General features: G+C 54.8%; 23 protein-coding genes, 1 pseudogene and 1 other annotated feature. Of the genes and pseudogenes, 5 read left to right on the forward strand and 19 right to left on the reverse strand.

Translation table 11 applies throughout. The features are described from left to right. Position 1 precedes the first annotated feature (1 nt). The 4 genes and pseudogenes from FED52_RS09655 to secD all read right to left on the reverse strand — a co-directional run bounded on the left by FED52_RS09655 (position 2) and on the right by secD (position 7,506). Positions 2 to 2,134 (reverse strand): RelA/SpoT family protein, encoded by a 2,133-nt coding sequence (locus tag FED52_RS09655; RefSeq protein ID WP_371743396.1) that lies wholly within the window; start codon positions 2,132 to 2,134, stop codon positions 2 to 4. Positions 2,135 to 2,378: 244 nt separating this feature from the next. After that, positions 2,379 to 2,897, reverse strand: a complete 519-nt coding sequence (locus FED52_RS09660) for an adenine phosphoribosyltransferase (protein WP_034776883.1) — start codon at positions 2,895 to 2,897, stop codon at positions 2,379 to 2,381. Position 2,898: 1 nt separating this feature from the next. Next, entirely contained in the window at positions 2,899 to 5,190 is a 2,292-nt protein-coding gene (recJ, locus tag FED52_RS09665; protein WP_138859730.1) for a single-stranded-DNA-specific exonuclease RecJ, read from the reverse strand. A gap of 101 nt (positions 5,191 to 5,291) precedes the next feature. Continuing rightward, positions 5,292 to 7,506: pseudogene (gene secD / locus FED52_RS13995) on the reverse strand (protein translocase subunit SecD). A 220-nt stretch (positions 7,507 to 7,726) separates the two neighbouring features. Between secD and zupT the strand changes: the two are divergent. Next, on the forward strand, positions 7,727 to 8,581 hold the full coding sequence (zupT, locus tag FED52_RS09680) for a zinc transporter ZupT (RefSeq protein ID WP_034776881.1): 855 nt from the start codon (positions 7,727 to 7,729) through the stop codon (positions 8,579 to 8,581). Positions 8,582 to 8,621: 40 nt separating this feature from the next. On the opposite strand, the gene FED52_RS09685 is transcribed toward zupT, so the two are convergent. The 9 genes from FED52_RS09685 to FED52_RS09725 all read right to left on the reverse strand — a co-directional run bounded on the left by FED52_RS09685 (position 8,622) and on the right by FED52_RS09725 (position 18,112). Further along, complete coding sequence (locus tag FED52_RS09685; RefSeq protein WP_128122910.1) at positions 8,622 to 10,382, reverse strand: methyl-accepting chemotaxis protein; 1,761 nt, start codon at positions 10,380 to 10,382, stop codon at positions 8,622 to 8,624. 186 nt (positions 10,383 to 10,568) lie between these two features. Then, on the reverse strand, positions 10,569 to 10,847 hold the full coding sequence (gene yajC, locus FED52_RS09690; RefSeq protein ID WP_021066898.1) for a preprotein translocase subunit YajC: 279 nt from the start codon (positions 10,845 to 10,847) through the stop codon (positions 10,569 to 10,571). An 84-nt stretch (positions 10,848 to 10,931) separates the two neighbouring features. Next, a complete protein-coding gene (tgt, locus tag FED52_RS09695) occupies positions 10,932 to 12,077 on the reverse strand; it encodes a tRNA guanosine(34) transglycosylase Tgt (protein ID WP_021066897.1) in 1,146 nt (381 codons plus the stop codon). After that, on the reverse strand, positions 12,074 to 13,117 hold the full coding sequence (gene queA / locus FED52_RS09700; RefSeq protein ID WP_138860325.1) for a tRNA preQ1(34) S-adenosylmethionine ribosyltransferase-isomerase QueA: 1,044 nt from the start codon (positions 13,115 to 13,117) through the stop codon (positions 12,074 to 12,076). Before queA ends, tgt begins: the two co-directional genes overlap by 4 nt. A gap of 19 nt (positions 13,118 to 13,136) precedes the next feature. Continuing rightward, positions 13,137 to 14,132 (reverse strand): Holliday junction branch migration DNA helicase RuvB, encoded by a 996-nt coding sequence (gene ruvB / locus FED52_RS09705; RefSeq protein WP_034776878.1) that lies wholly within the window; start codon positions 14,130 to 14,132, stop codon positions 13,137 to 13,139. Positions 14,133 to 14,142: 10 nt separating this feature from the next. Continuing rightward, complete coding sequence (gene ruvA / locus FED52_RS09710) at positions 14,143 to 14,730, reverse strand: Holliday junction branch migration protein RuvA (protein ID WP_034776877.1); 588 nt, start codon at positions 14,728 to 14,730, stop codon at positions 14,143 to 14,145. A gap of 83 nt (positions 14,731 to 14,813) precedes the next feature. Continuing rightward, positions 14,814 to 15,893, reverse strand: a complete 1,080-nt coding sequence (gene nadA / locus FED52_RS09715) for a quinolinate synthase NadA (protein ID WP_138859733.1) — start codon at positions 15,891 to 15,893, stop codon at positions 14,814 to 14,816. Continuing rightward, positions 15,856 to 16,725: a carboxylating nicotinate-nucleotide diphosphorylase gene (gene nadC, locus FED52_RS09720; protein ID WP_138859734.1), complete on the reverse strand. Its 870-nt coding sequence runs from the start codon at positions 16,723 to 16,725 to the stop codon at positions 15,856 to 15,858. Before nadC ends, nadA begins: the two co-directional genes overlap by 38 nt. Further along, entirely contained in the window at positions 16,679 to 18,112 is a 1,434-nt protein-coding gene (locus FED52_RS09725) for an L-aspartate oxidase (protein ID WP_138859735.1), read from the reverse strand. The genes nadC and FED52_RS09725 overlap by 47 nt, the downstream gene beginning before the upstream one ends. Positions 18,113 to 18,207: 95 nt before the next feature. On the opposite strand from FED52_RS09725, the gene FED52_RS09730 reads away from it, so the two are divergent. The 4 genes from FED52_RS09730 (at position 18,208) to FED52_RS09745 (ending at position 21,444) form a co-directional block, all read left to right on the forward strand. Then, positions 18,208 to 19,338: a cysteine desulfurase family protein gene (locus tag FED52_RS09730; RefSeq protein WP_240731246.1), complete on the forward strand. Its 1,131-nt coding sequence runs from the start codon at positions 18,208 to 18,210 to the stop codon at positions 19,336 to 19,338. Then, a complete protein-coding gene (locus FED52_RS09735) occupies positions 19,316 to 19,855 on the forward strand; it encodes a transcription repressor NadR (RefSeq protein WP_034776872.1) in 540 nt (179 codons plus the stop codon). Before FED52_RS09730 ends, FED52_RS09735 begins: the two co-directional genes overlap by 23 nt. A gap of 104 nt (positions 19,856 to 19,959) precedes the next feature. Then, on the forward strand, positions 19,960 to 20,541 hold the full coding sequence (locus FED52_RS09740; protein WP_138859737.1) for a DedA family protein: 582 nt from the start codon (positions 19,960 to 19,962) through the stop codon (positions 20,539 to 20,541). A 126-nt stretch (positions 20,542 to 20,667) separates the two neighbouring features. Beyond that, positions 20,668 to 21,444: an NUDIX domain-containing protein gene (locus FED52_RS09745; protein WP_034776870.1), complete on the forward strand. Its 777-nt coding sequence runs from the start codon at positions 20,668 to 20,670 to the stop codon at positions 21,442 to 21,444. A 44-nt stretch (positions 21,445 to 21,488) separates the two neighbouring features. On the opposite strand, the gene FED52_RS09750 is transcribed toward FED52_RS09745, so the two are convergent. The 6 genes from FED52_RS09750 to rplU form a co-directional block, all read right to left on the reverse strand. Further along, positions 21,489 to 22,775, reverse strand: a complete 1,287-nt coding sequence (locus tag FED52_RS09750; RefSeq protein WP_034776869.1) for a hemolysin family protein — start codon at positions 22,773 to 22,775, stop codon at positions 21,489 to 21,491. Positions 22,776 to 22,790: 15 nt separating this feature from the next. After that, positions 22,791 to 24,080, reverse strand: coding sequence for a GTPase ObgE (obgE, locus tag FED52_RS09755; RefSeq protein ID WP_034776868.1), 1,290 nt, complete (start codon positions 24,078 to 24,080; stop codon positions 22,791 to 22,793). Further along, positions 24,081 to 24,521 (reverse strand): Spo0B domain-containing protein, encoded by a 441-nt coding sequence (locus FED52_RS09760; RefSeq protein WP_034776867.1) that lies wholly within the window; start codon positions 24,519 to 24,521, stop codon positions 24,081 to 24,083. 75 nt (positions 24,522 to 24,596) lie between these two features. After that, entirely contained in the window at positions 24,597 to 24,878 is a 282-nt protein-coding gene (rpmA, locus tag FED52_RS09765) for a 50S ribosomal protein L27 (protein WP_016508537.1), read from the reverse strand. 12 nt (positions 24,879 to 24,890) lie between these two features. Next, entirely contained in the window at positions 24,891 to 25,226 is a 336-nt protein-coding gene (locus FED52_RS09770; protein WP_034776866.1) for a ribosomal-processing cysteine protease Prp, read from the reverse strand. Positions 25,227 to 25,229: 3 nt separating this feature from the next. Next, complete coding sequence (gene rplU, locus FED52_RS09775; protein ID WP_015881153.1) at positions 25,230 to 25,538, reverse strand: 50S ribosomal protein L21; 309 nt, start codon at positions 25,536 to 25,538, stop codon at positions 25,230 to 25,232. 15 nt (positions 25,539 to 25,553) lie between these two features. Continuing rightward, positions 25,554 to 25,625 (reverse strand) — a sequence feature (ribosomal protein L21 leader region). Positions 25,626 to 25,652 lie beyond the last annotated feature (27 nt).

A 25,652-nucleotide genomic window follows, 5' to 3' on the forward strand; every position in this document is an offset into this window, starting at 1 on the left:
GTTACGTCATCATGACTCGGCTGACCGAGTACACGTCCGAGATTTGCTTGATCCGGTCGACGACTTTTTGCAGATGGTTCACGTTCGGAATCGAGATTGTCATCGAGATGCGGGCCTGTTTGTTCTGGTCTCCGCGTCCACTCACGGCCACGATGTTCGTGTTCGTCGCCGAGACGGCTTGAAGCACGTCGTTCAAGAGCCCTGAACGGTCGTAGCCTGTGATCTCGATGTCAACGTTATAGTTCTTCTCTTTTGCTTGTCCGGCTTCCCACTCGACCGTGAGGAGCCGCTCCGGATGCTGCTCATTGATGATGTTCAAGCAGTCTTTCCGGTGAATCGACACGCCGCGTCCGCGCGTGATATACCCGACGATTTCGTCGCCCGGTACCGGGTTACAGCACCGGCTCATGCGGATGAGCATGTTGTCGATCCCTTTCACCGAGACGCCGGCCTCGGCCGTCTTCTTCTTCGGTGACTGACTGACTTTCAATTCGTTGATCGCGTCCGACAGCTCGAGTTTCGGTTCTTTCCGCTGCTTCTCCGTCAACTTGTGGGCGACTTGCGCCGCCGTGATGCCATGATACCCGACCGCGGCGTACATCTCTTCTTCGTTCCCGAAGTTGAACTTCTCGACGACGACGGCAAGCGACTGGTCATCGATCACTTCTTTCGGTTCGAAACCGAGCTTCTTGATCTCGACGTCGACGAGCTCTTTGCCTTTCTCGACGTTCTCTTCACGCTGTTGGCGCTTGAACCATTGGCGAATCTTGTTCTTCGCTTGGCTCGAGACGGCGAGTTTGAGCCAGTCCTTGCTCGGCCCGTAGCTGTGTTTCGACGTGATGATCTCGATGATGTCACCCGTCTCGAGTTTATGGTCGAGCGGCACCATCCGTCCGTTCACTTTCGCGCCCGTCATCCGGTGACCGATTTCGGTATGGATGCGGTACGCGTAATCGATCGGGACCGAGCCTTTCGGCAACTCGAAGACGTCACCTTTCGGTGTGAAGACGTAGAGCATGTCGCTGAAGAAGTCGACTTTGAGCGATTCCATGAACTCCTCAGCGTCGGTCGTATCTTTTTGTAGCTCTAAAATCTCGCGAAGATGGGCGATTTTTTCATCGAACCCGTTCGTCGCGACACTCTTTCCTTCTTTATAGGCCCAGTGCGCGGCAATCCCGAACTCGGCGATGAAGTGCATGTCCTTCGTCCGGATTTGCACTTCGAGCGGCTCACCCTTCGGTCCGATCACCGTCGTGTGGAGCGACTGATACATGTTCGGTTTCGGCATGGCGATGTAGTCTTTGAACCGGCCTGGCATCGGCTTGTACTGCGTGTGGATGATGCCGAGGACGGCGTAACAGTCGCGAATCGAATCGACGATGATGCGGACGGCCATCAAGTCATAAATTTCATTGAACTCTTTTTTATGCTTCACCATCTTGTTGTAAATCGAGTAGATATGCTTCGGACGGCCGTTGACATCGGCCTCGATGCTCACGTCCTCGAGAACGGTGTTCACTTCCGTGATGACCGATGTGACGAGCGCTTCGCGTTCGGTGCGCTTCTGTTTCATCATCGAGACGATCTTATAGTATTGCTGCGGGTTGATGTAACGTAACGAGATATCCTCGAGCTCCCATTTTATCGTCGAGATCCCCATCCGGTGGGCGAGCGGGGCAAAGATTTCGAGCGTCTCTTCAGCCTTTTGAACTTGTTTCTCTTTCGGCATATGTTGAAGCGTCCGCATGTTGTGCAGACGGTCGGCCAGCTTGATCAAGATGACGCGCACGTCTTCTGCCATTGCGATAATCATTTTACGGTGATTCTCAGCGAGTTCTTCTTTTTTCGATTTATATTTGATTTTACCGAGCTTCGTCACTCCATCGACGAGCATGGCCACATCGACACCGAACTCATCGGCGAGTTCTTTGAGCGTGACGTCCGTATCCTCGACGACGTCGTGCAAGAGCGCCCCGATGATGGTCGTCGCGTCTAACCCGATATCAACGAGAATACCGGCCACTTGGACCGGATGCAGAATGTAGGGTTCGCCTGAACGTCGGAACTGACCGGTATGATGCAGTTTGGCGTATTCGTAAGCGCGTCTTACTTCGGCAATCTCGTCTTCACCCATATACTCCCCGAGCGCGTCGAGAAGGTCCTCAATACTTACGATTTGTTTTTTGGTCATAACATTCGACACCCTTTTTCTTACCGCTCCAATCGACTCGGACAAGTCGCAGCATGGTAGTAGTTAACGTACGTGGTTGTTCTAATTTTACTTACTATTATCGAAAAAATCTGACGACCTGTCAAAGGTTGTGGGTTGTTTTACTTAAAAAACTATTTAAAAAAGGGAAGCCATCGCTTCCCTTTGATTAATCTTCGTAACGGATGAGTGAGAACACGTCGTATCCTTCGAGACGCTCACGTCCACCAAGTCCATCAAGCTCGATTAAGAATCCGATCCCAGCGACGACGCCGCCGAGCTGTTCAATCATTTTGATTGTCGCTTCGATCGTTCCGCCTGTTGCGAGCAAGTCATCCAAGATGACGACTTGTTGGCCCGGTTTGATCGAGTCTTTGTGCATCGTCAAAATGTCTGTGCCGTATTCGAGTCCGTAAGAGACGCGAACCGTCTCACGTGGCAACTTGCCTTCTTTACGGACCGGGACGAACCCGAGCTCAAGTGCGTATGCTGCCGGGCAACCGACGACGAAACCGCGTGCCTCAGGGCCGGCGATGAGTTCAGCACCGCGCTCCTGTGCGTAAGCGATGAGCTCGTCGACCGCTTTTTTATAAGCCGGGCCGTCTTGCATGAGTGACGTGATGTCCTTGAAGCTGATCCCTTCTTTCGGGTAATCCGCTACTTCTTTAATATGCTGTTTGAAATCCATTTTATGTGTAAGCCTCCTGCATCTTGTTCGATCGCAATGATTGTAACCGCTCTTTCAGTTCTGCCAACGACGCATAGATGAAACGCTCCTCGAGTTGGACTCGTCCGACCCGGCGCTTATAACACGGCGCTTCGGTCAAATCGCGTTTCGGCGCTTCTGGATTCACTCCAGGCAGTCCGTCTTCCATTGTAACAAGAAATTCGAGTTCAGAGAATACTTGATGCATAAATTGAATCGTATTTTTTGACCATTTTCGCTCGATTGACAAACGAATCAAGTTTTCGCGCAGGTTTTTCCGTTCGCACGTCGCCATGTGGACGTAGTATGTTCGGAAATCTTCACGCGTCGGCAACTTCTCGAAGAACGAGCCGCCTTGTCCGAACGCACAGTAGATGCGTTCGACGTCCTCGGTCAACAAGTCCGCCAATACGTCTTCCTCGTCCGGCAAATCGAGCAAGACGACAAACGGCTTGAGCGGCGTGCTGAGGTCGTGGAGCGGGAAGTCGTCCCGCCCTTGGAACGAGATGAACGACGTCGTGTCGCCCGGGAGCTGTTTCAATTCGTCGAGCGAATTTTTCTTGCCCCGATAATCGAACACTTGGAACCCGTCGACACGGATGTCTTGAATCATGAGCTGCGGCTTGCGCATCCCGTTCCATTCATTTACTTGCAGACTGCCCATGACCGAGACGTGGGCCATCTTCGAGATTTCAGAGACGACGTGACCGAAACCGAAGCCGATGCCATCAAGTTCCCGCTTATCCCCGGCGAGCTGAACCTTCAAATGGGTGTTGTCGCGCCCGATTTGACGGATATCGCGAAGTCTAGCGTCTGCCACGACGACACGCGGTGATGGATTACCCATCCCGAACGGGGCGAGCTTGCCGATTTCTGCAATCAAGTCGAGCGACACGTCGTTCACGTCAAGTTTCAAGTCGACGTTCACGCGGGCGACGAACGTCTCGTCCGGAATCGATTCGGCCTGTTCGTTCAGACGCCGGCGCAGTTCGGCCACGTTTTCCGATAACAAGGTCATCCCGGCTGCGGCCGGGTGTCCGCCGAAGTGCGGCAAGATGTCTTCATTTTTCGACAGTTCTTTGAACAAGTCGAAACCGTCGATCGAACGGCCCGACCCCTTCGCCTTCCCTGTTTTCGGGTCGTGGCACAACAGGATGACCGGACGATAGTACGCCTCGACGAGTCGTGAGGCGACGATCCCGACGACACCCGGATTCCATCGTTCGCTGGCGACGACGAGGACGCGGTCGTCCGTCATCGAGGCCTCGACGAGTTCCGTCGCTTCTTTGGCGATCGTCTTGACGATGTCTTGACGTTCTTTGTTCTGTTTGTCGAGCTGTTGTGCCAGTGCGAGCGCTTCTTCCTCGCTCTCGGCGAGCAACATCTGGAGCGCCGGCATCGCCGAGTCGAGACGACCAGCGGCGTTGATGCGCGGACCGAACGCGAACCCGACCGATTCCTCGTTCAATGTCCCGTCCGTCAACGCACACACTTCACGGAGCGCCAAAATACCCGGGCGTTTCGAATCATCGAGCGCCTTGAGTCCGAGCTTGGCGAGCAAACGGTTCTCCCCATCGAGCGGGACGAGATCGGCAATCGTGCCGAGGACGGCCAAGTCGAGAAGCTCGTCCGGCATCCGGTCGAGCACGGCGTGCGCCACTTTGAGGGCGACGCCTGCCCCGGCGAGTTTGTCATACGGATACGACGGGTCGATATGAGGATGGATGATAGCGAATGCATCCGGTAACGTCTCTTTCGGTTCGTGGTGATCGGTGATGATCAAATCGACACCGAGCTCTTTCAAGAGCGCCGCTTCTTCAATCCCCGAGATGCCGCAGTCGACCGTGATGATGAGGGTGAACCCTTCACCGGCGGCCCAGCTGAACGCCTCTTTGTTCGGCCCATATCCTTCGGTGAACCGGTTCGGGATATAGCATTCCGCCATGACGCCAATCTCGGTCAAGGCGTGCCACATGACGGCCGAGGCGCTGACACCATCGACGTCATAGTCACCATATATGAGCACCATCTCGCCTTCGTCGGCCGCCCGTTTCACACGTTCGACGACTTTTGGCATCTGTTCAAATAAAAACGGGTCGTGGAACGTCAATTCATCCTCGACGTATAAAAACGCCTTGGCCGCCTCGACGTCGCGGTGCCCCCGTTGTGTGAGGAGCGTCGCGAGTTGCTCCGATATATTCAATTCTGTCTGTAACTGTTCAACCGCGGCCGTATCCATCTCCGGATACACCCAACGTTTCTTCGCATGATACATAATGCCTCACTCCAATCAATTGTAGATTATATCAGAACGAGCGAGTGAAGTGCCGTCTTGACATTCAAAAAGGTCCCCCGATTGACTCGGGAGACCAGTGGTTACGCCTCTAGGGCAGCTGATTTCTTTTTGTTGAGCGACATGCCTTTGATGAGCAACCAAAGGTACGAAGCGATGAAGATCGACGAGTACATTCCCATGATGAGACCGACGAGAAGCGCGAGCGAGAAGCCGCGAATCGATTCGGCACCAAAGATGTACAAGGCGATGACGGTGAACAATACAGTGACGACCGTGTTGATCGAGCGAACGATAGTCTCTTGAATCGCTTTGTTCACGAGCATACGGTACTCGTCCATCGTCTTGATTTTTCGTTCTTTCTCATACGCTTGGATGTTCTCGCGCACCCGGTCGAACGTAACGATTGTATCGTTGACCGAATACCCGATAATCGTCAAGATCGCGGCGACGAAGTACAAGTTGACCTCGATGCCAAAAATCGAGAACGCCACAAGCATGAAGAACGCATCGTGGAGCATGGCGACGACGGTGGCGACACCGTAAGAGAATTGGAAGCGGAACGTGATATACAAGATAATCCCGAGCGATGCGAGCGAGACGGCGTAAATCGCGTTACGGGCGATGTCTCGACCGACTTCGGCTGAGACGGTGCTGATGTTCGGGTCGTTCCCGAACGTCTCCGTGAATACGGTCTTCACCGAAGCGACTTCATCTTGAGTGAGCTGCCCGACGAACGTCACGTTCGCGAGCGTCCCGCCTTCTGCATATTGAACGGACGAAATGTCTTCATCCACGCCTGCCTCGGTGAAGGCGGCCGCTAAATCGTCTTGCGACACTTGCGACTCGGTCTGGACTTCGACCCGCGTTCCAGACGCGAAGTCGATTCCGAGGTTCAAGCCGCGGAAGAACAAGATCCCGAGTCCGATGATGACGACGGCACATGAGATGAGGAACAACGTGCGCATCGGTTTAATATAGTTTAATTCAGTGAGCTTAAAGTTCACGGATTTCACTCTCCTTCACACCAAACCAGCCTTTGCGCTTGTCGAAGAGACGACTTGCGACGAGGAGGTGCATCAAATAGCGCGAGATGAAGACGTTCGAGATGAACGTCATCGCGATCGAGATCATGAGCATGAGCGCGAACCCTTTGACGGAACTCGTTCCGAAATAGAACAAGACCGCTGCCGAGATGAGCGTCGTCAAGTTGGCATCGATGATCGTACTGAGCGAGCGACGGTTACCGGCACGGAACGCCGATAGGACCGACTTCCCTGAGCGGAGTTCGTCTTTAATTCGTTCGGCCGTGATGATGTTGGCATCGACTGCCATACCGATACCGAGAACGAGACCGGCAATCCCTGGGAGCGTCAAGACGGCGTTAATGCCGTTAAAGAACAACATAATCAAATTGATATACAAAATGAGCGTGATGATCGAGACGAGACCGGGTAAACGATAGAAGAACAACATGAACAAGAAGATAGCGACGACACCGATGACCGAAGCGAATACAGTCTTCTCAAGTGCATCTTGACCGAATTGGGCCGAGACCGACGTCGAGTAAATCTCTTCAAGTTTGACCGGGAGTGCCCCGGCGTTCAAGATGTCTGCCAGGCGTTGACCGCTCTCGGCGTCGATGCCGCCACCTGAGATGATCGCTTTATCCGAAATGATTGGTCCAGTGACCGACGCATCCGATACGATTTTCGAGTTCTCTTTTTGGATCTCTTCTTCGTACGTGTCGCCTTCCTCATAATCGAGCCAGATGACGAGGCGGTTTTCTGGTGGCTGACGTTGCGCGATTTGCGACGTGACTTCACCGAATTTCTCCGCTGACTGAAGCGTCAATTCGACAACAGGCTGATTTTGTTGGTTATAACTGACGGATGCCCCGCGCGGTGCGAGGTCTTTCCCGTCGAGAAGAACGTTATCGTCCACATCGCGGAACGTGAGTTGCGCCGTCGACGACAGGACTTCTCGCGCCTCGTTTTGGTTCGAGACGCCCGCGAGCTGGACGCGGATGCGGTTGCTGTCCTCAATCCGGATGTCCGGCTCGGACACACCGAGCACGTTGACCCGGTTGTTGATAGCGCGAACGGTTGCATTCATCGCCGATTGGTCGATGACATCGCCGTCTTCGAGCGGTTGCACTTCATACAGCACTTCAAACCCGCCTTTTAAATCGAGACCGAGGTTCGTGTTCTTCTCGACCCAAGGTGTCGTGAAGACGGCGAGTAGAATCGTTGCAATCATGATGACCGCAAAGATCGCGATATTCCCTTTTTTGTACATACGACTATTTCCTTTCTAAACACATGTTCTCGTAAAAAAACTTCTCTCGTTAACATTACAAATATTCTAAACATTTATCAATCGTTTTCCTGAAATTGTAACACCCACACGTTGATTTCCCACGCTTTTTTGCACTTGCGACTAAAAGTTGCATTAGGGCAAAACTTGAGCTATGATGTGATTATCAACTTACACACTACATGCAAAGGAGTCCTTTCTAATGGATAGTACGATACTCTATGCCTTTTTACTGACGCTGTTCGCTGGACTCGCGACGGGGATCGGAAGTATGATCGCCTTCTTCGCCAAACGGACCAACACGGCATTCTTGTCGGTATCCCTTGGCTTCTCAGGCGGGGTCATGATTTACGTATCCTTTATCGAGATTTTTCCGAAAGCGCTCGATGAACTCGTCGGGGCCCACGGAGAGCAGGCCGGGACGCTCTATACCGTCCTCGCCTTCTTCGGCGGGATGTTGTTGATCGCCTTGATCGACAAGTTCATCCCGTCTCCGGAAAACCCACACGAAGTCAAATTTGTCGAGACGATGCAAAACGACCCGTCGTCCCAGGAACTTGCGACGACGGCGACCGAACGTGTCCCATTGAACCAAGAGACGAAACAACGGCTTCATAAAATGGGTCTGTTCATGGCGCTCGCCATCACCATCCATAACTTTCCGGAAGGTTTGGCCACGTTTATCTCGGCCCTCGATGACCCGGCGGTCGGTCTCGCCATCGCCATCGCCATCGCATTACACAACATTCCGGAAGGCATCGCCGTCTCGGTCCCAATCTATTATGCGACCGGTTCTCGGAAGAAGGCGCTGAAACTGTCCTTCTTGTCCGGACTTGCCGAACCGCTCGGAGCGGTCGTCGGTTTCCTTCTTTTGATGCCATTCTTGAGTGACACGGTGTTCGGCCTCTTGTTCGCAGGCGTCGGCGGCATCATGGTGTTCATCTCGCTCGACGAGTTACTCCCAGCTGCCCGTGAATACGGACGGGCCCACCATGCGGTGTACGGCATGGTCGCCGGTATGATGGTCATGGCAGCCAGTCTGATTTTGTTAATGTAACCGAAACAGCGTCTCCCCGATTGTCGAGGAGACGCTGTTTTCATGCCTTGAATAAATGAACAAGATCTTTCAACTCGACGGACATATGGCTCATCGTCTCGGCGATGCCGTTGATTTCTTGAATGGCGGCGAGCTGTTCTTCGACGTTCGCGCCTGCTTCTTCCACGCTTCGTTGCGTCGACACGGCATTCGTCGACATATCCTCGACCGAGACCGCTACCTCGGTCGTGTTCGCGCTCACTTCTTCCGTCGCCGCCGCGATCTCACTCATTTGACGAGACGTCTCTTGAATGACAGAGACGATCTCACGGAACGCACCGGCGACTTCTCCCATTTGGGTGACGCCGCTCGTCACATGCTGGCTTGTGACGTCGAACGCCGCTTCTACTTCCGACGTGTCGCGCTGAATGTCGGCGACGACCGCTTGAATCTGTTTGGCCGACTGTTTCGACTCTTCGGCGAGTTTTCGGACCTCGGCCGCGACGACGGCAAACCCTTTCCCGTGTTCACCGGCCCGGGCCGCTTCAATCGCGGCGTTTAGGGCTAGCAGGTTCGTCTGTTCCGTGATGGCGGTGATCGAACGCGTGATTTTCTCGATCTCGAGCGATTGATTCGATAAGCGCTCGACCATCTGTTGCGTCAAGTCGTTCGCTTGTTGAATCTCCCGCATTTGCTGCTCGGCCAACTGAATTGTCTCCAGTCCCCCACTCGCCGCTTCGAGTGTATGAATCGTCTGCTCGTTCACGCCTTGCGAGGCAGCGGCGATTTGGTTCAAGCCGACGACGGCTTGATTGACGCCGGACGTCCCTTCTTCGGCCCGTTTCGCCGACACTTGGGCGGCAAGGTTCATCTGTTCGAATAGACCGGCTACACCTTGCGTCGTCGTGGCGACATGGTCCGTACTGGCGTACAGCTCTTCCGAATAGGCCGTCACTTTATCCGAGGCTGCACCGACTTGGCGAATCAGGCCGACGAGGTTCCGTTTCATATCGTTGAACGCCGTGACGAGGTCACCGAGCTCATCGTTTGAACCGACCTCGATATCGTCTCCGGTCAAGTCTCCCTCGGCAACGACGCGCGCTTCGCTGACGAGTCGATTGATCGGCTTCAAGAACAGCTTTTGGAGGGCTACTAGTGAAAGTAGACCGACAGCGACGCCGATGATGCTGATGACGATCATCCAGATGATCGATTGCCCGGCACTCGCCTGGACCGCTTCCGACTCAGCGGCGAGCGCTTCGCCTTGATACGTGACGAGGTCGGTCACCGTCATTCGGACACGATCCGTCGTCGGTGTCACACTCGTATTGAGCACCGTCTTGTATCCGATCTCGTCTTGTTGTTGACGGAGGTCGATGACGCGCGCCATCTCCGTGTCGAGATGTTGATTGAACTTCTCGAGATCATCAAGCCAGGCGAGCACTTTCGGATCTTCTGTCGACTGTTGGAGCGTATTCATCAATTCGTCCCGTTTCGTTTGGGAAGCCTCAAGGCTAATCAACGTTTTCGGGTTCGAGACGAGCAGGTAGTAGTTCAAATAACGCTCGGCATCGGTCACGGTCAACGCCAAATCTTCGGCGACGAGCATATCTTGGAGCCGCTCGTTCAAGACGCGGTCATACTCTGACGTCGCGTTCTGTAATTGATACGAGCCGAGCGCACCGACGATCAATAAAGCGATCAGTGTCGGCACGAGCGCCATCGCCATCTTACGGCGCATCGACGAGCGTCCTTTCACGCGGTCAGGGCGACGTCGTACCTTCCATTTTTTGAGTGGGCGTAGCAATCGTTTCACATCCATGTCTTCTTCTCCTTCTTTCCAATTCTTCTCAACTTGACGATAATGCAAACGTTTTCACGATTCAATTTAATTTTTGGAAAACAGGTGGATGATTCGTCGGATTGACGAAGTTTGTCAAAAATAAATCATTTTTCAAAGTATGACAAAAAAAATACGCCTGACCAGTGATGGTCAGGCGTTGTTTGGTTACTCGGCGAATGATGAGTTGCCTTTTTTCGTCACTTCAGCAATCGCACTGCGATTGAACTTGAGGAGTGACTGGTCACATTTCAATGTGACTTGTGTATCTTCGATTTGGTGGACGACGCCGTGAAGGCCGCCGATTGTTACGACGTGATCCCCACGCTCAAGCGCGTTTTGCATCGATTGTACTTCTTTCTGACGTTTCGTCTGCGGACGGATCAACAAGAAGTAGAACACGACGAAAATAAGGATCATCGGTAATAGTGCTACGAGAGTTTCCATGCGTAAAATTCACCCTTTCCTTCAATATCAGGTTCATTATACCGTGAAACTGAAACGTTGTCACATAATCGCTGTCAGAACAATTTAGAAATTCTTGGCGTTTGGTTTGTTATACCCATATTCTTCGAAAAACTCTTCCTTGAAGTCCAAGAGACGGTCTTCGCGGATGGCTTGACGTACTTGACTCATCAAGTTCACGAGGAAGTGAAGGTTGTGTGTCGAACAGAGGTGAAGCCCGAACATCTCGTCGGCGCGAATCAAGTGGTGCACGTACGCGCGCGAATAGTTCTTACACGTGTAGCAATCGCACTTCTCGTCGATTGGTCCGAAATCCGTCTTATGTTTCGCATGTTTGATCGTGACGCGGCCTTTCGATGTCATAAGCGTCCCGTTGCGGGCGATCCGGGTCGGCAAGACGCAGTCGAACATGTCGATGCCGCGAATCGAGCCTTCGATCAACGCATCCGGTGAACCGACGCCCATCAAATAGCGCGGCTTGTTCTCCGGCATGAACGGTGTCGTGAACTCGAGTGCGCGGTACATGACGTCTTTCGGTTCACCGACCGATAATCCACCGACGGCATAACCTGGGAAATCAAGCGAGACGAGGTCGGCCGCACTTTGACGACGGAGATCTTCGTACTCGCCGCCTTGGATGATACCGAACAACGCCTGGTCTTCCGGACGTTCGTGTGCCGCGAGGCAACGCTCTGCCCAACGGCTCGTCCGCTCGACCGATTTCTTCATGTATTCATGCGTCGCCGGGAATGGCGGGCATTCGTCGAACGCCATCATGATATCCGAACCGAGCGCGTTTTGAATCTCCATCGCCTTCTCCGGTGACAAGAACAACTTGTCGCCGTTCAAGTGGTTGCGGAAATGGACGCCTTCTTCTTGGATGTTGCGAAGGTCGGCGAGCGAGAAGACTTGGAAGCCGCCCGAGTCCGTCAAAATCGCGCCGTCCCAGTTCATGAACTTATGAAGGCCGCCGGCTTGTTTGACGACCTCATGTCCTGGACGAATCCAAAGGTGGTACGTGTTCGAGAGGATGATGTTCGCTCCCATCGCCTTGACTTGTTCCGGGGCCATCGTCTTCACGGTCGCCTGCGTGCCGACCGGCATGAAGACAGGAGTCTCGAACGAGCCGTGCGGCGTATGGACGATTCCGTGCCGCGCTCCCGTCTGTTTACATGTGTGGATATGTTCGTATGTGACTGCGTGTTTGGTCATTTGTTCTCTTCCTTCCTCGTGATGAGCATCGCGTCCCCAAAGCTGAAGAAGCGGTAACGTTCTTGTACCGCCGTGCGGTACGCGTTCAAAATGATGTCGCGCGACGCGAACGCCGAGACGAGCATGACGAGTGTCGACTTCGGCAGATGGAAGTTCGTGATCAGTCCATCAATCGCCTTCAACTCGACGCCTGGGTAGATAAAGATGTCCGTCCAGCCCGATGACTCGACGAAACCCCCATGGTCGCGCACGATCGTTTCGAGCGTCCGGGTCGACGTCGTCCCGACGGCGAAGACGCGGCCGCCGCTTGCACGGACATCGCGGAGCGCTTCAGCCGAAGCGGCCGACAGTTCGAAATACTCACTGTGCATCGTGTGCTCTTCGATCGTATCGGCCGTGACGGGGCGGAACGTACCGAGACCGACGTGGAGCGTGAGCGGGATCAGCTTGACGCCTTTCGCCTCTGCCGCTGCGAGCAGTTCTTCCGTGAAGTGGAGGCCTGCCGTCGGTGCGGCCGCACTCCCGCGTTCACGGGCATACACCGTCTGATAACGGTCTTGGTCGTCGAGCTGTTCACGGATGTAGGGCGGGAGCGGCATCGTGCCGAGCTCATCTAAAATCTCATAGAAGATGCCGTCGTAATCGAACTTGAAGCGGCGTCCCCCTTCCGGCAGCTCTTCGACACATTCGGCCCGGAGCAACCCGTTGCCGAACTCGACGATGGCGCCGACTCGGACTTTTTTCGCCGGTTTGACGAGCGCTTCCCAGACATCATCTTCCGTCTGCTTCAAAAGAAGAAGCTCGACTTTCCCGCCCGTCTCCTGCTTCGCCCCGAACAATCGGGCCGGGAGCACGCGCGAGTCGTTGACGACGAGAGCGTCGCCTGCCTGCAAGTAGTCGAGCACGTCACGGAAATGACGGTGCTCGATATCGCCCGTGTCGCGGTCGAGGACGAGCAGTCGTGAGCTCGTCCGGTCAAGAAGCGGTACTTGGGCGATCAGTTCTTCCGGTAAGTCAAAATCATAGTCGTTTACGTTCAATTGAATGTCTTGCATATCGTTACTCCTCTTCATAGCCAAAATGCGTCTTTGCGTACTGGGTGATCATCCGGCCGCGCGGCGTCCGTTGCAGAAAACCTTGTTGCAACAAGTACGGCTCATACACGTCCTCGATCGTTTGGGCATCCTCCCCAATCGTCGCGGCGAGCGTCTCGAGTCCGACCGGTCCACCGCCGAACCGTTCGACCATCGCCCGTAACAGCCGATGGTCGACTTCGTCGAGCCCGAGGGCGTCGACATGCAACCGGTCGAGCGCGTCTGAGGCGAGCACCGGATCGATTTCTTTCGTTCCCGCCACTTGGGCAAAATCACGAACTCGGCGCAACAGCCGGTTGGCGATCCGCGGCGTACCGCGTGCACGTTTCGCGATGGCACCGCTCGCCTCTGGTGAGATCGACAGGCGGAACAGTTGGGCCGTCCGACTGACGATGGCGGCGAGCTCATGCGGCTCGTAGTATTCGAGCTTCAACGTCACACCGAAGCGGTCACGGAGCGGCGCCGACAACATGCCGGCCCGCGTCGTCGCGCCGACGAGCGTGAACGGCGGTAAATCGATGCGGACGCTTCGCGCCATCTCGCCTTGTCCGTAGACGATGTCGAGACAGTAGTCTTCCATCGCCGGATAGAGAATCTCTTCAATCGTGCGGCTCAAGCGATGAATCTCGTCGATGAACAGGACGTCGCCCGGTTCGAGCGTCGACAGGATTGCGGCGAGGTCACCTGGGCGTTCGATGGCTGGGCCGGCCGTCGTCTTGATGCCGACGCCCATCTCGTTGGCGATGATTTGGGCAAGCGTCGTCTTTCCGAGTCCCGGAGGACCGTAAAGGAGGACGTGGTCGAGTGTCTCGCTGCGGAGCTTCGCGGCTTGGATAAAGATCGACAAGTTGCCTTTCGCCTTCTCCTGTCCGATGTACTGCTCGAACTTTTGCGGACGCAAGCTCCACTCTTCAGAGTCTTCATATTGTTGATGGGATTGTGACAACAATCGTTCGTCCATGGTCTCCTCCTTATTTCAATAGCAATTGCAGGGCGCGCTTTATGTAAGCGTCTGTCGTCAATATTTCTGAATTCAGTTCCTTGCGGACACGGGTGATCTCACGCTCTGAATACCCGAGTGCGACGAGCGCTTCGCACGCCTCGTCGAGTTCGGAGGCCCCTTGAGCGAACAGTCCGGTATTCGGTACGTAATCCGGGGCGAGCTCGGACAGCTTGCCTTTCAAATCGAGCGCCATCTGCTTCGCCGTCTTCTTGCCGACACCCGGGAACTTCGTCAAATACTTCTCGTTCTCGGTCTCGATCGCGTCGATGAGCGCGTCCATATCGCCTGAGGCGACGATGGCGAGTGCGCCTTTCGGTCCGATGCCGTTGACGCCGAGCAGTTTATTGAACAGTTCGCGTTCCCGACGTGAGCGGAAACCGTACAGTGTCTGTTGATCTTCACGCACATAATGATGCGTAAACACGATTACATGTTCGTCTTGTTCACGATAAAAAAACGGGTTAGGCACATGTACTTTGTAGCCGACGCCCGAAACATCCAACGTTATATATTCCGCGCACACATAGGCGACGGAGCCTTTTACGAATTCAATCACGGTCATATCTCCTCTTCATGGGAAAACTGCATTCATTGTACCATAACCACCGCCACGAAAAAAGGACAGGCGATTGCCTGTCCTCAGTGCGCGAGCATCCGCTCGAGGGCGAGTGTCGCCCACTTCGTCGTCTCTAGATCGACACGGATGACGTTGACCGGATCGGTCTCGAGCGACTCGAGCGCCCAGAGCAGATGCGGCAAATCGATGCGGTTCATCGTCAAGCACGGACACATGTACGGATTGAGCGAGATGATATCGAGCTCGGGGTGCGTCGCCGCGAGACGGTTGACCAAGTTCATCTCGGTGCCGACGGCCCACTTCGTCCCCGGCGCGCTCGCTTCGATTTGCTCGATGATATATGACGTCGACCCGGCCTCGTCCGCCGCCTGCACGACGTCGAACGTGCACTCGGGATGGACGATGATGCGTCGTTCCGGGTCGTTCTTCCGTAACGCCTCAATTTGGGCGACGTTGAACTTCTCATGGACCGAGCAGTGCCCTTTCCACAGAATGACCCGCACGTCCTCGATGTCACCCTCATAGACGAGTCGTTCCCGGAGTGGGTCCCAGACGGCCATCGCCTCGAGCGGCACGCCCAAGTCATATGCCGTGTTCCGTCCGAGATGCTGGTCCGGTAAGAACAGAATCCGCTCGCCCGCCTCGAGTGCCCAACGGACGATGTCATGGGCATTGGAAGATGTGACCGTCGCGCCCCCGTTCTTGCCGACGAACGCCTTGATCGCCGCCGTCGAATTGACGTACGTGATCGGAATGATATCATCACCGAACGTATCGGTCAGCTCTTCCCAAGCGACCTCCGTCTGATCGATATCGGCCATGTCCGCCATCGAGCATCCGGCCCGCATGTCCGGCAAAATGACGAGCTGGTCGTCACGCGTCAGCATGTCGGCCGTCTCGGCCATGAAGTGGACGCCACAGAAGACGATGAACTCCGCCTCGCTCATCTGTTCGGCGAGCCGTGCGAGCTGGAGCGAATCTCCGGTCGCATCCGCGAACTGGACGACCTCGTCTTTTTGATAATGGTGGGCCGGTAAAAACAGGCGGCTGCCGAGCCGTGCTTTGATGGCTTCAATCCGTTGTTCCATCTGTTCAATCGTCAACTCAGCGTACTGCGCTGGCATCGTTCCGAGTAATTGCATGTTTGATTCCTCCTACAAGATTTAGACTGCAATCGAGCGCCGTCACCGAATGCGTCAACTGCCCGATCGAGATGACGTCGACACCCGTACCGCGATACGTTGCGATCGTCTCGACAGTGATACCTCCTGACGCCTCCGTTTTAATATGTGGTGGTACGAGCGCACGCCACGCCTTCAGTTCTTCTGGCGCCCGGTTGTCGAACATGATGATGTCGGCGTTCGCCGCGATCGCCTCATGCAGTTGTTCGAGCGTCTCGACCTCGACTTCAATCGGCGTCGTGTGGCCGGCAAGCATCCGAGCTCGTGCGACCGCGGTCGTGATCCCGCCAAGGGCCGTGATGTGGTTGTCTTTGATCATGATGGCATCGTCGAGACGGAGCCGATGGTTCTTCCCACCACCCGAACGGACGGCATGTTTCTCAAGCATACGAAGCCCGGGCGTCGTCTTGCGGGTGTCCGTGACGGCGATCGTCGGGTCGTCGAGCCGTTCGACGCAGCGCCGCGTCATCGTCGCGATCCCGCTCAAGTGCTGGACGAGGTTCAACAGCACCCGTTCCGTCTCAAGGAGCGTCCGCGTCTTGCCTCGCAAAATAAAGAGCGTGTCACCTGCCGTGACGTTCGTGCCGTCCGGTTGGCACGATTCGACGACGAGACGTTGCAACTGCGCCAGCTCGAGGACGACGTCCATGCCGCAGAAGACGCCGTCTGCCTTGGCACTGACCGTGGCGAGCGACGTCTCGCGGTGGTCAATCAAGGCACTCGAGGCGTCCCCAAACCCGATGTCCTCATGTAAAAATGCTGTCAGCTGTTCGCGCAAGGCGATTTTGTTCATCTGAATCCTCCGTTCTTATGACGGCACTGGCCAACAGGCGTGCCGCTTTCAGACTCAACGTCTGTTCACTTAATTGTCTTGACACGTGTTTCGTCTGTGCCAGTTGTTGGGTATTTTCTAAGAAACTTACGATTTCGCCAATCTGAGGCGAGATTGTCAACCATTCCCCAATCTGTTGCCGATAGCGGCTGAACAGATCATCCGAAACCTCATACACGGTCGTCTCGTTCACCGTGAACGGCTTCTCCTCCACCGTCACCGCTGCCGCCACCCGCTTCCCGAACACCCAGCATTCGAGTAACGAATTTGACGCCAGTCGATTTTTCCCGTGGACGCCCGAATCGGCGACCTCACCAACCGCATATAACCCAGCGACGGTCGTCCGCCCGTCTACGTCGACGTCCACACCGCCCATATGAAAATGTAGCCCGGGCCGCACTGGGATCCGCGTCGCGTCGAGCCCATACATCCGGCACGTCTCGACGAGTTTCGGGAACCGTTCATCAATTCGCTCGACGCGACTCGTATCCAAGTAGACGGTGCCGTCATGACGCGTGAGTGACCGAGCGACCTCGTCCCTAGGGGCGAGGCTTCCGAGTGGATGGTGAGCCATCACGTGACGTCCTGACGCATCGACGAGCGTTGCGCCTGCTCCTCTTAACGCTTCCGTGACGAGGTGGGGCGAATCGACCGCGAGTAACGTCGGGTGGAATTGGATACGAGACAAGTTCTTGAGTCTCGCCCCGACCTCGTCCGCCAAGACGAGCCCGTCCCCCGTGACCGAGCGACAATTCGACGTCCAATCGATGAGTCCACCGATTCCCCCGGTCGCCAAGACGACGGCTCCGGCCTGGACGTGAAGACGTGTCTTTCCGTTGAATCCGGTCGCCCCGGTCACGCGGTCGTCGGTCTTCACCAACGAATCGATCAATACGTGTTCCATGACGGTCACGTTATCCGGCAATTGACGACGAAGCGTAGCCATCACGTGACGTCCGGTCTCGTCCCCGCCGACGTGAAAGATTCGATTCATGCCATGCGCCCCTTCACGTCCGACGGCGTACTCAGCACCCTCCCGGTCGAAGACGACACCGAAGCGCTCCAAATCGCGGATCGCGCTCCGTCCTTCTTCGACGAGTGTATAGACACGGTCGGGCACGGCTGCGAGTTTCGAGGCGACGAGCGTATCCCGCTCATGGTCGACACTCGACGGCTCCAAATACGAGCTCGCAATCCCGCCTTGGGCCAGATCTGAGTTCGCGCTTGTCACTTCATGCTTAGAGACGACAAGGACGTTCAATGAATGAGGCAAATGGAGTGCCACCGTCACGGCGGCCAAGCCAGCCCCAACGATCAACACATCGACCCGTTCAAACTGTAAAGACATCTGTATATCACCTGTTTTTCATATGTAATGTTGACTTGTAAACTAGTTTCGCATAATTTTGTGAAGAAGACAACATGAGAAAAGGGGAACTTACGATGAACCGTTACTTTGATTATGCGGCGACGCACCCGATGACAAAATCCGCTCTCGACCATTACGTGGCCATGGCACGAAGCGTATACGGTAACCCGTCTTCCCTCCACACGCACGGCTATATGGCGGAAGATTACTTGACCGAATCCCGACGGTTGTTGAAGCAGGCGCTCGGGCTCGACATGCTCCGCGGCAAGCTCCTCTTCACCGGAAGCGGCTCCGAAAGCAACTACATCGCCCTCACGAGTCTCCGGAAGCGCATGAAAGGCAGTGAAGTCATCACGTCGTGGCAAGAGCACGACTCGGTCGCGCTTCTGCTTGACGAGTGGGAAGCAGAAGGCGTGATCGTTCACCGCTTGAAGCTGAAGGACGGACGGTTCGACCACGAGACGTTCACGCATTTGCTCGACCGTGACATCGGGCTCGTCACGTTCCAACACGTCAACTCGGACACCGGATGGACGCTCCCGCTCCACAACATCCTCTGCCAGTTGAAATATAAGAAAGTGTTGTTCCACGTCGACGGCGTCCAGGCGCTCGGCAAGATCCCGGTCTCCGTCGACGGGATTGACGCCTATTCGTTCAGCGCCCATAAAGTCGGGGGCCCGAAAGGCGTCGGCGGCCTCTATATGGAACGGCTGTTGCCACCGCCCTATTATCCGGGACACCATCAATACGGGATCCGTCCCGGCACCATCGACGTGCCCGGCATCTGCGCTTTCGTCAAAGCGTTCACCGACCGTCACGAGCAACGGACACGTCATGAAAGAAATTTCTTGGCGTTTCGTGCTATCTTGAAAGAGAAGACATCGTCTTACGTGGATTGGCTCGAGTTCGACCAGCAAAGCCCCGCCATCTTCTCGTTCGTCTCGAAACAGCGGGACGGGCAATGGTGGATGACCGAACTCGACGGGCTCGGGTTCCAAGTGTCGGCAGGGTCGGCCTGTCGGGCCGGCCAGAACGGACCGAACCGGATGCTCGAGTCGCTCGGCTATGAGACGAGCGCCTGTCACGGGCTCGTCCGCATTTCTTTCGGCGAAGACACGACCGTCGAGGCCACGACGGCACTCGCCGAAGCCATCGTCACTTTAGCAAGGAGAGTTGGATCTTATGAACAAACGCTTAGCCGGTGAAGAACGCCGGCGCACGTTACTGGAAATGATTGAACAGAGTTCCGAGCCGATCACAGGCTCCGAGCTCGCCCGCCGCGTCGCCGTCAGCCGACAAGTCGTCGTCCAAGACTTGTCGCTCTTGAAGGCGAAGGGCCATCAGATCGTCGCGACCGCCCGCGGCTACGTCTATCTACCAGGTGAGGCGTCACCGTCCGCCTATACCCGTAAAATCGTCTGTCGCCACGAGGCCGAGGACATGGAAGCGGAGATGAACGCCATCGTCGACGAGGGCGTCACGATTCGCGACGTCATCATCGACCATCCGGTCTACGGTTCATTGACCGGGCAATTGATGGTGAAGAGCCGTCGCGACGTCCGTGCTTTCCTCGAACGGGTCGAGGCGAACCAAGCCGCCCCGCTGTCGCATTTGACGGGTGGTCTCCACATTCATACGCTCGAGGCCGATAGTGAAGACGCCATTGATGCCGCCGTCTCAGAACTTGAACGGCTCGGCGTCCTCGTCTCCGAGCTCGACTAAGATGTCACAAATACGTGACATCTTTTCTTTTGCTTTCGACTCATGTTCGTTATACTGATGGATGGAATGCATCCTGTACAAAATTTGGAAAGGGGGAAACGGTCATGTGGCACTTTCTCGAGCAACTGTTGCTCGGGTGTGGCGTTTTTAGCGTCCCGCTCGGCATCTTCATCCAACTCATCCCGAACGAGCTCGTGCTCGCCTACGGCGGCTACCTGACCGGATCTCTCGACACCTCGTTCCTGTTCGTCTTCCTGCTCGCCTGGGCGGCGTTCGTCATCAGTCAAATCGTCTTATATGGGATTGGCCGCTACGGAGGACGCCCTGTCGCCCTTCGCCTCTATCGGTCGTTCCGCATCAGCGAGGCGAAGCAACGCCGGGCCGAGACTTGGTTCGAGACGTACGGCGCTTGGATCGTCTGTCTGAGCGTCATTTGGCGCCAACTGTTCGCCGTCAGCGCCGGGGTCATGCGGTTATCGTTCCGGAAGTTTTTGACGGTGACCGTCCTCATCTTCGCCGTTTGGTCGTTCATCTTCGTCAAACTCGGGATGATGCTCGGCGACAATTGGCGTCACATCGGTGAAGTCACACACGGGTTCTTGCCGTACGTCGGCATCGGCATCGGGCTGTTCTTTCTCATCCGCTATATCCGTGCGAATCCGCGCCTATTCAAAAAGTCAGCCTGAGCAGATGCGCTCGAGCTGACTTTTTTTGATATAGAGGGAAAACGGATCGTGATGACGAATATAGAGTTATGAGGAAAGCGTTTTTTTCTCGGAATAGAGACAGCCACCTTCAAAGGAGGAATTACCATGTTCCATCGTCGAAAAACGTACACCATCCGTCCTGAACGCTTAGACGAATTCACCGAATTTTTCCATACATACCTGTATCCGATTCAGGTATCGCACGGCGCACGGCTCGTCGGTCGTTGGGTGACCGAAGACAAGAGCGAGGTCATGGCCCTGTGGGAATACCGCGACCGCGAGCACTACGAGCAAGTCGAACGCGATTACCGTTCGAGCGGCTTGCGCCGCGAGGCGATGAAGAAGCGGGCCCGTCTCGGCAAAGATTTATATATCAAATCGAGTGAGGAGTTCATGATGCCGACCGGTCACTATACGCCACCGCGCACGATCGTCTCCGTGACCGCCTATGTCACGAACGAGGCCGGTGAAGTGTTGCTCGTTCAAAACACGCACCGGAGCGACACGTATGAGATGCCGGGCGGACAAGTCGAGGAGCATGAATCGATTGTCGACGCCGTGCATCGTGAAGTGAAAGAAGAGACCGGTGTCGATATTGAAGTCGAAGGCATCACCGGTATTTATCAAAACGTCTCCTCGCGCGTGCTCTGCGTCACGTTCCGTGCCCGCTACGTCTCCGGCGACCTGCAACCGCAGGAAGGCGAGACGCAAGAAGTCGGCTTCTTCAAGGTCGATGCGTCGAACGTCGGCGACTACATCAAACGTGAGCACTTCCAAATGCGTCTCGTTGATGCGATCGACCCGACGTATATGCCGCACGCCATCTATAAAGTTCGACCATACGAGCTGCTCGAACGCGTCGAGCGCCATCATACCGTCTAAACAAAAGGAGGGACCGCCAGTTGGCGGCCCCTCCTTCAGTTCGTTTACGCTTGTTCGACCGGTTCGGATTGACCCGTCTCGACGAGCAATTTGCGAATCCGACGCTTTTCGACGTGGAGAACGGTGAACGTCATGTCATCGTACGTGACACGCGCACCTTTCTCTGGAATGTCTCCTAATAGTTCGACGATCCAACCACCCATCGTGTTGGCATCTACTTCAGGTTCTTTAATTCCCATCTCATCAGCGAACTCATCGACATCCATGTCGGCCATACACTCGTAGACGCCGTCACGGAGTCGTCTCAAATAAACGATCGATTCGTCGTGCTCGTCCCAAATGTCTCCGACGAGCTCCTCGAGCATATCTTCGAGTGTGATCAGACCGGCCGTCCCGCCGAATTCGTCGAGGACGACGGCCATGTGCGATTGTTTTTGCTGGAGTACAGGAAGCAGCTCAATCAATTTTGTCTGCGGCGATACGTACGTGAGCGGACGAATGAGCGAACGGACGTCCGTCACTTCATCACGCATCATCGAACGAAGGAAATCACGCTCTGACAACACCCCGATGACGTTGTCAATCGAGTCTTTATACACCGGCAGACGAGAATGTCCACCGCTAAAGATCGTGTCTTTGATCTCTTCAAGCGTATCGTCAATGTCGACGGCGAGGATATCGATCCGCGGCGTCAACACATCGTCGACGGTAATGTCGTTGAAGGCGAAGGCGCTATGCACGAGTTCCGCTTCGGTCTCGCCGAGCACCCCTTCTTCTTCTCCCATATCGACGAGCACTTTCAACTCTTCTTCCGTCACCGACGGCTCTTTGTCGTTCATCCCAATCATGCGGAGCACCAACTTCTTCAACCCGGTAAAGATCATCGTCACCGGTTTCAAGACTTTGACGAGGAACAACAAAATGCCGCTGATGAGAAGCGAATACTTCTCCGCGAACTCTTTCGCGAGCGACTTCGGTAAAATCTCACCGAAAATCAAGATGACAATCGTCGTCGCGAACGTCGAGATGACGAGTCCGGCCCCACCCGAATAAATACTCGTGGCGATGGCCGTCGATACCGTCGCGGCACCGATGTTGACGATGTTGTTCCCGACAAGGATCGTCGAGAGCGTGTCATCGAAGCGGTCGACGAGGTGGAGGACGCGCTTGGCGCCCTTGTCCCCGTCTTCACTCATACGAATCATCCGGACGCGGTTCACACTCGAGAGCGCGGTCTCGGCAGAAGAGAAAAAGGCTGACAACATAACTAAAACTGCATAAAGAATTAAACTAGACGAGGGCACAGGGTCCACGTTTACTTCACACTCCATTTCATTAATAAAAGATTATTCGACAAATTCGAATTCAAAATCCAAGATAGCGACGACGCTGCCGTCTTCTGCACCCAACTTGCGAAGGTCGTCATCGACGCCCATTTGACGCATTTGACGCGCGAAGCGTTTGATCGACTCGTCGTGATCGAAGTTCGTCATCTTGAAGAGCTTCTCGATGCGCGGCCCCGTGATCACGAAGCGTTCGTATTCATCGACATGAATCTGATACCCTTTCTCTTCCTTCTCGTAACGATAAACGACACGTGGTGTGGCCGTCTTCTCTTCGAGCTCTTCGAGTGGGAACTCAGGTGTCGAGTCCACGAGATTAGCTACTTCGATGAGCAGGTTGCGGAGTCCTTCTTTGGCGAGTGCCGAGATCGGGAAGACTTTGACGTCGTCTCCGATTTTCTTTTGGAACTCTTCCAATAATTCCGGCGCATCCGGCATGTCCATCTTGTTGGCGACAACAATTTGCGGACGCTCGAGGAGGCGTAAGTTATACGACTCGAGTTCGCGGTTGATCGTCGTGTAGTCTTCGAACGGGTCGCGCCCTTCCATGCCACTCATATCGATCATGTGGACGATGACTTTCGTCCGCTCGATGTGACGCAAGAATTGGTGACCGAGGCCGACGCCTTGGCTCGCCCCTTCGATGAGTCCTGGAAGATCGGCCATGACGAAGTCACGGTCGTCTGCCGTCTTGACGACACCGAGGTTCGGTGTGATCGTCGTGAAGTGATACGCGCCGATTTTCGGGCGTGCCGACGAGACGACTGACAAGAGCGTCGATTTCCCGACTGACGGGAATCCGACAAGACCGACGTCGGCGAGCAATTTCAACTCAAGACGCAATTCGCGCTCTTGACCTGGCTCCCCGTTCTCGGCGATCTCTGGTGCCGGGTTGGCTGGCGTCGCAAAACGACAGTTCCCGCGGCCACCGCGGCCACCTTTGGCGATTGTGGCCCGTTGGCCGTGCTCGGTAAGGTCGGCGATGACCGTATCGGTCGATGCATCAAATACGATCGTACCTGGTGGGACTTTGACGACGAGCGGCTTCGCTTTTCGTCCGTGCATGCCTTTCGACATCCCTTTTTCACCGTCATGGGCGATGAACTTTTTCGAGAAGCGGAAATCTACGAGCGTGCGCAATCCTTCTTCTACTTCGAATACGACGTCACCACCGTGACCGCCGTCTCCTCCTGCTGGTCCACCGTCTGGAACATACTTCTCGCGGCGGAACGCGACCATCCCTTTACCGCCGTCTCCAGCTTTTACAAAAATATTAACCTGATCGACAAACATTTAATTCCCCTCCTTTATAACGAACGTAGAACATTCTACTGTCTGCTCGTACACTTCGTCTGACGTGAACACGTCGTCCGGCACATGACCGAAGACGCGGACCATCAGTCCGTCCGTGAACGTCACATGAATCGGTCCATCCGTTCCTGACAGAAGACGGACAAGTTTGTCCGCCACACGCGCGTCGTCGAGCGACACACGGTCGGCCGATACCTTGTAGGTCAACCGTCCTTCCCAATTCGCTTGTATGATGACGAGACTCGTCATCGGCAAATCCAAACGAATGAGCGCACTCTCCTCGTCGGCGTGCTGACGATATCGCTCGTACAGCTCCTCGAGTTTTTCAGGCTCGAGCGCCGCATACAAGGAGATCATCTGAAGCCGATTCATCCATTCGTGACGGACGGTCGATAATAGTTTCAGTGCTGCCTGTGAGTTCATGCAATCCTCTCCTAGTAAAACTAGTAAAAAAGACTCTAACCAAATAAGTGGCTAGAGTCTTCTGCGTGGTTCTACTTACGCAACTGGGTAAACGCTCACTTGTTTCTTGTCGCGACCAAGACGCTCGAAGCGTACTACGCCGTCAACTTTAGCAAACAATGTGTCGTCGCCACCACGGCCTACGTTTTCACCTGGGTGAATTTTCGTACCGCGTTGACGGTAGAGAATCGATCCAGCTGAAACCGTTTGTCCGTCAGCGCGTTTAGCGCCGAGGCGTTTCGAAATCGAGTCACGACCGTTTTTAGTCGATCCTACTCCCTTTTTCGATGCGAAGAACTGAAGGTTCAATTGTAACATGAGGTCCACCTCCTATTGTTCAATTTGGATATAATCACCGTAACTCTGGGCGATCGTGTCTAGTTGCACGAGCATCCCTTCTAATAACAATTGGGTGCGAGTCATATCCTCCGGTGATAGGTCAGGATACGTCTCGACATAAAAGTAGCCACCCTCTGTTTTGTCTGCCATTTCTACAAGAAGCGACTGACCGGCGAGTACCTCGACAGCGTTGTATGCCCCAAAGATGATGGCAGAAACGCCGGCACATACCAAGTCAGAACCGGGTTCGGCAAAGTTGGCGTGACCTGTCACTTCGACGGAACGAATCGACTTCGTCTCGTCTCGTCTGACCGTTACTCGAATCATAGCTTACGCTTCGATTTTCTCGATGCGAACTTTCGTGTAAGGCTGACGGTGACCTTGCTTACGACGGTAGTTTTTCTTAGCTTTCATTTTGAAGACAGTGATCTTCTTAGCGCGGCCGTGTTTTACCACAGTACCGACAACTTTAGCGCCCTCTACGAGTGGAGCTCCGACTTTAACATCGTCACCACCAACGAAAAGAACTTCACCGAATTCTACAGTACCCTCGACATCAGCATCGAGTTTTTCGATGTAGATCTCTTGACCTGCTTCAACTTTGATTTGCTTACCACCAGTTTTGATGATTGCGTACATATACGTGCACCTCCTTATTAAACTCAGACTCGCCATCCAGGGCAGGGCGAAACCGTTTCAACCCGTTCTGTGCGGTTGTAGCCATTTGGGTGCTTCCAAACGAACTAACGTTAT

This window comes from Exiguobacterium mexicanum (assembly GCF_005960665.1).
In the GTDB taxonomy this organism is placed as follows: Bacteria; Bacillota; Bacilli; order Exiguobacteriales; family Exiguobacteriaceae; genus Exiguobacterium; species Exiguobacterium mexicanum_A.

Excerpts from the sequence above, each read along its gene's own strand:
- FED52_RS09760 (WP_034776867.1), bottom strand. The coding sequence starts at position 24,521 with ATGAACTCACAGGCAGCACTGAAACTATTATCGACCGTCCGTCACGAA.
- rplU (WP_015881153.1), bottom strand. The coding sequence starts at position 25,538 with ATGTACGCAATCATCAAAACTGGTGGTAAGCAAATCAAAGTTGAAGCA.
- zupT (WP_034776881.1), top strand. The coding sequence starts at position 7,727 with ATGGATAGTACGATACTCTATGCCTTTTTACTGACGCTGTTCGCTGGA.
- rpmA (WP_016508537.1), bottom strand. The coding sequence starts at position 24,878 with ATGTTACAATTGAACCTTCAGTTCTTCGCATCGAAAAAGGGAGTAGGA.
- FED52_RS09660 (WP_034776883.1), bottom strand. The coding sequence starts at position 2,897 with ATGGATTTCAAACAGCATATTAAAGAAGTAGCGGATTACCCGAAAGAA.
- FED52_RS09730 (WP_240731246.1), top strand. The coding sequence starts at position 18,208 with ATGAACCGTTACTTTGATTATGCGGCGACGCACCCGATGACAAAATCC.
- nadC (WP_138859734.1), bottom strand. The coding sequence starts at position 16,725 with ATGAACAAAATCGCCTTGCGCGAACAGCTGACAGCATTTTTACATGAG.
- FED52_RS09740 (WP_138859737.1), top strand. The coding sequence starts at position 19,960 with ATGTGGCACTTTCTCGAGCAACTGTTGCTCGGGTGTGGCGTTTTTAGC.
- FED52_RS09735 (WP_034776872.1), top strand. The coding sequence starts at position 19,316 with ATGAACAAACGCTTAGCCGGTGAAGAACGCCGGCGCACGTTACTGGAA.
- FED52_RS09685 (WP_128122910.1), bottom strand. The coding sequence starts at position 10,382 with ATGGATGTGAAACGATTGCTACGCCCACTCAAAAAATGGAAGGTACGA.
- FED52_RS09655 (WP_371743396.1), bottom strand. The coding sequence starts at position 2,134 with ATGGGTGAAGACGAGATTGCCGAAGTAAGACGCGCTTACGAATACGCC.
- FED52_RS09745 (WP_034776870.1), top strand. The coding sequence starts at position 20,668 with ATGTTCCATCGTCGAAAAACGTACACCATCCGTCCTGAACGCTTAGAC.
- FED52_RS09750 (WP_034776869.1), bottom strand. The coding sequence starts at position 22,775 with ATGGAGTGTGAAGTAAACGTGGACCCTGTGCCCTCGTCTAGTTTAATT.
- tgt (WP_021066897.1), bottom strand. The coding sequence starts at position 12,077 with ATGACCAAACACGCAGTCACATACGAACATATCCACACATGTAAACAG.
- FED52_RS09770 (WP_034776866.1), bottom strand. The coding sequence starts at position 25,226 with ATGATTCGAGTAACGGTCAGACGAGACGAGACGAAGTCGATTCGTTCC.
- ruvB (WP_034776878.1), bottom strand. The coding sequence starts at position 14,132 with ATGGACGAACGATTGTTGTCACAATCCCATCAACAATATGAAGACTCT.
- yajC (WP_021066898.1), bottom strand. The coding sequence starts at position 10,847 with ATGGAAACTCTCGTAGCACTATTACCGATGATCCTTATTTTCGTCGTG.
- obgE (WP_034776868.1), bottom strand. The coding sequence starts at position 24,080 with ATGTTTGTCGATCAGGTTAATATTTTTGTAAAAGCTGGAGACGGCGGT.
- nadA (WP_138859733.1), bottom strand. The coding sequence starts at position 15,893 with ATGCAATTACTCGGAACGATGCCAGCGCAGTACGCTGAGTTGACGATT.
- FED52_RS09725 (WP_138859735.1), bottom strand. The coding sequence starts at position 18,112 with ATGTCTTTACAGTTTGAACGGGTCGATGTGTTGATCGTTGGGGCTGGC.
- recJ (WP_138859730.1), bottom strand. The coding sequence starts at position 5,190 with ATGTATCATGCGAAGAAACGTTGGGTGTATCCGGAGATGGATACGGCC.